The 5341-nt window shown below is 73.8% G+C and carries 5 protein-coding genes; 2 read left to right on the top strand and 3 right to left on the bottom strand.

Features of this window, described 5'->3' with window-relative positions:
* Positions 1–132: 132 nt before the first annotated feature.
* Entirely contained in the window at positions 133–1308 is a 1176-nt protein-coding gene (locus ACWGB8_RS37595; RefSeq protein WP_452218160.1) for a hypothetical protein, read from the bottom strand.
* Positions 1305–1832, bottom strand: coding sequence for a SigE family RNA polymerase sigma factor (locus ACWGB8_RS37590; protein ID WP_452218159.1), 528 nt, complete (start codon positions 1830–1832; stop codon positions 1305–1307). Before ACWGB8_RS37590 ends, ACWGB8_RS37595 begins: the two co-directional genes overlap by 4 nt.
* A 117-nt stretch (positions 1833–1949) precedes the next feature.
* Here ACWGB8_RS37590 and ACWGB8_RS37585 point away from each other — a divergent pair, with 117 nt between their 5' ends.
* Positions 1950–2582, top strand: coding sequence for a hypothetical protein (locus ACWGB8_RS37585; RefSeq protein ID WP_452218158.1), 633 nt, complete (start codon positions 1950–1952; stop codon positions 2580–2582).
* A 72-nt stretch (positions 2583–2654) separates the two neighbouring features.
* On the opposite strand, the gene ACWGB8_RS37580 is transcribed toward ACWGB8_RS37585, so the two are convergent.
* Positions 2655–3689, bottom strand: coding sequence for an RDD family protein (locus ACWGB8_RS37580; RefSeq protein WP_452218157.1), 1035 nt, complete (start codon positions 3687–3689; stop codon positions 2655–2657).
* 253 nt (positions 3690–3942) lie between these two features.
* Between ACWGB8_RS37580 and ACWGB8_RS37575 the strand changes: the two genes are divergently transcribed.
* Positions 3943–4947, top strand: a complete 1005-nt coding sequence (locus ACWGB8_RS37575) for a stage II sporulation protein M (RefSeq protein WP_452218156.1) — start codon at positions 3943–3945, stop codon at positions 4945–4947.
* The last annotated feature ends 394 nt before the right edge of the window (positions 4948–5341 follow it).

The following is a 5341-nucleotide window of genomic DNA, read 5'->3' as shown; positions in this document are numbered from 1 at the left end:
GCGCCCCCCCCGCGGGGGGGCGCCGGCCTCCGGCCGTTGTGCTGCGTTCCGTCGCGCTGCTCACCGTTGTGCTGCGGGCTCAGCTGCGCCGCGTTCCGGTGCGCCGCGTTCGGTTGTGCCGAGGGCGCGGGCTCAGGAGATGACCCTGGTGGTCCAGGCGGCCGGGTCGGTGCCGAGCAGGGTGAACCGCTCCAGCCACTTCGCCGCGCCGCCGACCGACTTGTACACGTCCTTGTCGCCGATCGACGCGGCACAGATCCGCAGGCCCTTCTCGACCTTGCAGTCCGGATTCGCGTCCGGCGCCCCCGGACGCAGGCTCGGCTGCTGCGACGGGCCGTCCGGCGCCACGTACACCCCGAGGTACCGGCCGTCGAGCTCGAAGCTGATCGAGGCCATCCACTCCACGCCCTGGGTGACCCAGCCGCCGCGCTGCATGTCCACCGTGTGCAGCCCGGCGCCGGCGGGCAGGTTGCGCACCGTGAAGGGCAGCGGGACCTCGGTGTGCCCCACCGTGACGCCCCCGGCCACCCGGTGCATCACCTGCACGGTGTCCGGCTTGTCCAGGTACATCGACTGGAGTTCGGCCCACCGGCCGTCCGCGGCCTGCCAGCGCAGATAGCGTTCCGCGCCGCCCAGCGCGGTGTTCCGGTCGGGGGCGCTGCCCACCCAGTACGCCTCCCGCCCGTTGACCGCCGGCGCCGGCACCCGGTACTGGCGGTCCCCGGTGGCGAAGGTGCCGACGCCGGGGTCGGAGGGGTACACCTTGAGCCAGAGCGTCGGGGAGTTGCGCAGTTCGCCCTCCTGCGGTGCGTTGGCCCGCGCCTGGTTGCCGATCGAGGTCTTCAGGTAGCTGCCCCCGGTGAAGCCCTCGGGCAGCCAGCCGAAGGTCGCCTCGGTGGTCAGCGGATCCGGCCCGGTCGCGGCGAAGGTCGACGGACCCGGGCTGGGCACGCCGCCGCTCGGCCGGGGCAGGCCTGCGGTCGGGCTCGACCAGGGCGAGCCACTGGCGATCGGACCCGCACCGCGGCTCGGTACCGGCCCCGTCGACAGCGACGCGCTCGGGCTGCCGCTCGCCCCGCCCGGGGCGGCCGGAGCCGCGCCGCCGACCGTCCGGTCCGGCAGGACCGACGACACCGCGGCCACCGTGATCGCGCACGCCGCGACCGCCCCGGCCACCGCGAACCGCCGGCGCCGCAGCCGGGCCCGCCCCTGCGCCACGGCCGACCCCGCGTCGACCCGGCTGATCGGCGCCGTCGACTCGGCGAGGGCTTCCAGTTCTTCGCTCAACTTCTTCTCAACTCCGTTCACGACAGCGTCCTTTCCGGCGACACGAACGGGCGGGCATCGAGGATGCGGCGCAGTGCCGCCAGCCCCCGCGAGGACTGGCTCTTCACATTGCCGGTGGAGCAGTCCATGGCCTCGGCCGTCTGCTCCACGGACAGGTCGCAGTAGTACCGCAGCACCACGGCGGCCCGTTGCCGGGGCGGCAGCTCCGCCAGCGCCTGCCGCAGGTCCACGGAGGCGTCCAGGTCCACGACCGGCCCGACCCGGTCGTCCGGTTCCGCGGCCGACCGGCGCCAACTGCTCCACCAGGCCCGCGGGGAGCGCTGCTCCGCGAGGAAGGTGTTCACCAGCGTCGTCCGCGCATAGCCGTCGAGGTTCTCGACCGCGGTCATCCTCGGCCACCGCACGTAGAGCTTGACGATCGTCTCCTGCACCAGGTCGTCCGCCCGGTGCCAGTCACCGCACAGCAGGAATGCGACCTTGCGCAGCCACGGCACCCCGGCCGCGGCGAACTCCGTGAACTCGGCGTCGCGTCGGTGCTTCGCCATACCCGGGCCCCCTCTCCACGGCGCCCGTTCGCGCCGTCCGACTCCCTGATGCGGCCCGGCCCCGGGAGGTTGCACGCCGGATCCGACCGGCCCGCCCGGCGGCATAGGCTTCCGTCCATGCCCAATGGCCGGTACTCGCTCCACGACACCCACGACCACGTCCTGCTCGGCGAGGAGCGCTTCAGCTGCGCCCCCGGCCCGGCCGGCTGGCGGTACGTCTCCAAGACGTACGGCCCGGACGGCGCGGTGATCGGCAGCACCGATCTCACGCTCGACTCCCGCAGCCGCCCGCTCCGGATGGAACTGCGGGCCGGCGGCTGGCAGGTGCGCGGCGGCGCGGTCGACGGGGTCGCCTGGGTGCGCACCGACGCCGCCGATCCGGCCGGGACGAGTGCCGCGGAGGGCCACGACCGGGCGCACGGCTTCACCGGCCGCTCCCCGGCCTTCCTGGTCGCCACCGCCCGGCTGCTGCGGCTCGACCCCGGGGCGAGCGCCCGGGTGCGGCTGGTCGCCTTCACCGAACCCGTCCTGGCGCCGCGCACCTTCGACCAGGGCTGGCTGCTGGAGGACGTGGACACCCACGGGACGGACCTGGGGCCGCTGACGGTCGAGCGCTACCAGGTCGCCGACCTGGAGACCGGCGAGCAGCAGGTCGTCCACCTCGCCGGGGACGTCGTGCTGGCCGCCGCCGGTGTCGAACTGGAGGAGCTGGCCTCGCCGCCGAATGCCTGGCCGGAGTTCGGCGGCTGAGTCCGGGCCCGTGTCGTCGCCTGACGCCGCCTTCCGTTGCCGGCCGACCTGCCGCCGGAGGAGGACCTGCCGTCAGGCGGGCGGGACGAACCCGGTGCCGGGCGCGGCGGGTGGCGGGGTGGTCGGGGCGGTCGTGCCCGGTGCGGGGAGGCCGGTGCCCGCCTGGACGGGGGCCGTGGTCAGCGGGGAGAGACCACCGTCGGCGGCGGGTGCTGCTGGTGCTGCGGGTGCGGCGGACGGCGCCGTCGGGTGCTGGTGCTGGTGCTGGTGCTGGTGCTGGGGCTGGGGAGCGTACGGGGCCGGGGCGGCGGGGTACGGGGCCGGCTGCGGCTGGCGGGCCGCCGTGTACCCCTGCGCCTTCGCCCACTCGCGCCGCTGGCGCTCCGCGAGCACCGCACCCAGGTACACCGCCGGGTGCAGCCCGTACGGAACGGCGTGCCCGGTGCGCGCGGCGAGGTCCCCGGCCAGCCGGGCGGCCAGCCCGTCCGCCACGTCCCGGTCCAACTGCTCGACCCGGCCCAGCAGTTGGCGGATCGAGAGCCAGAGCGACTCGGGCACGGCGGAGAGGTCCAGCGCGACCAGCTCACCCGACATCGCCTGCAGCAGCTGCGGCGGCACCTGGGGGAGCCGCGGGCCCGAACGCCCGCCCGGCACCCGTTCGCGAACCACCAGGGTGCCCGCGAACAGGTCGCCGAGCCGCTTGCCCTCCGGCGAGACCAGCGACGCGATCGTCGCCGGGATCGCGGTCAGCACGATGATCTCGAAGAACCCCGTCAGCCCACGCACCAGCGCGTGCCGGAACCGCACCGGACCGCCGTCGGTGCGCACCACCCGCAGGCCGAGCGCCAGCTTGCCGAGCGAGCGCCCGCGGCTGAAGGTCTCGGTCATCACGGGCACGGCCACCAGGAAGAACACCGTCAGGCCGAGCATCAGCGCGGCCGCGGCGGCACCGTCCAGGTCGGTGAGGGCCAGGCTGAGGACCAGCGTGGTCACGACCAGCCCGCCGAACTGCACGAGCAGGTCCAGCGCGATCGCCATCGCGCGGCTGGGAAGCTTCGCCGAGCGCAGGCCGAGGACGACCGCCTCACCCGTCACCAGGTCGCTCACGACACCCGTCCGTTCCGGTTGGTGGTGCCACCCGGTGGTGGCTCTTGGCAGTGGCTCTGCCGACGGTGGAGGGGAGCGCACCGGCGCGGGCCGCCCCCCGGAATCCCGCTGTCTGCAGTCGTCAACATACGGTGCCGCCCGTCCGCGTCGAAAGGGAGGCCCCGCAGCTCCGGCATCCCCGGCGGGCGGGCGCGGGGGCTCTGGCATGCTGGGCCGCACCGGCCCCGCCGACTGCCGACCATGGAGCTGCCGAATGGACCTGGACGTCTTCGTCGCCACCCACCAGGGGGAGTGGGCCCGGCTGGACGCCCTCACCAGAAGGCGCCGGCTGTCCGGCGAGGAGGCCGACGAACTCGTCACCCTCTACCAGCGGGCGACCGGGCACCTCGCCAAGGTCCAGGCGGCGGCCCCCGATCCGACCCTGGAGGGCCGGCTGACCTCCCTGGTCTCCCGCGCCCGCGACGCCGTGACCGGCACCCGCACCAGCGGCTGGCGGGACGTCGGCCGCTACTTCCTGGTCAGCTTCCCCGCCGCGCTCTACCGCTCCCGCCGCTGGTGGCTGCCGGTGGCGGTGCTCTCCCTGCTCGCGGCCGCGCTGGTCGCCTGGTGGATCGCCAACCACCCGGAGGTCCGACACAGCCTCGGCTCGCCGTCCGCGATCCGCGAGATGACCAAGCCGGGCGGCGACTACGAGGCGTACTACTCGGACCGCCCCGCCAGTTCCTTCGCCGCCCAGGTCTGGACGAACAACGCCTGGGTCGCCGTCCTCTGCCTGGTCTCCGGCATCGCCCTCGGCCTGCCGGTGGTCTACCTGCTGTGGACCAACGTCCTCAACCTCGGCGTCGGCATCGGCCTGATGGCCTCGGCCGGCCGGCTCGACCTCTTCCTCGGCCTGCTCATCCCGCACGGCCTGCTGGAGCTGACCGCCGTCTTCGTCGCCGCCGGACTGGGCCTGCGCCTCGGCTGGACCGTCATCGACCCCGGCCCCCGCACCCGTGCGACCGCCGTCGCCGAGGAGGGCCGGGCGGTCGTCGGCATGGCCATGGGCCTGGCGGTCGTCCTGGCGGTGTCCGGCGTCCTCGAAGCCTTCGTCACCCCGTCCGGCCTGCCGACCTGGGCCAGGATCACCATCGGAGCCGTCGCCGAGGTGCTGTTCCTGCTGTACGCGCTGGTGCTCGGCCGTCGTGCCGCCGCCACCGGCGAGGCCGGCGACGTGGAGGAGGCCGACCGGGCCGCACTGCAGCCGGTGGCGGCCTGAGCCGGGTGCGCCCGGCAGGCCGCTGACCTGCTAGTCTTCTCGCACCCCGAAAAACCATTGACGTGGTCCGAACGGGGGAGTAGGTTTCAACGGTTGGGTCGGACTGGACAACGGTCGGGCTCGGGCGTTAGTGTCTACGACGCCGCCGAGTCGAGCGAATGCATTCCGAGAATGCGCACCCGGCAAAGCGAATCCCGCGAACAGAGCACGCCGAAAGCTTTGATAGGCTTCGGAGCGAAGTTCGAAGGAAATCCCCCCAGCGGGAATTCAGGAAAACGAGGCCGGTAAGAACGGCCGAGCGGATCTGATAAGCTGGAAACACGAAAGAACGAAGCGCCCGGAGGGCCCGCTGGAAGGCGGTCCGAAGGAAGTGTCCGTTCCTTGAGAACTCAAC

Source organism: Kitasatospora sp. NPDC054939 (assembly GCF_053610105.1).
The sequence above is the reverse complement of the archived record's forward strand: the minus strand, read 5'-3'. Positions and strand labels throughout refer to the sequence as shown.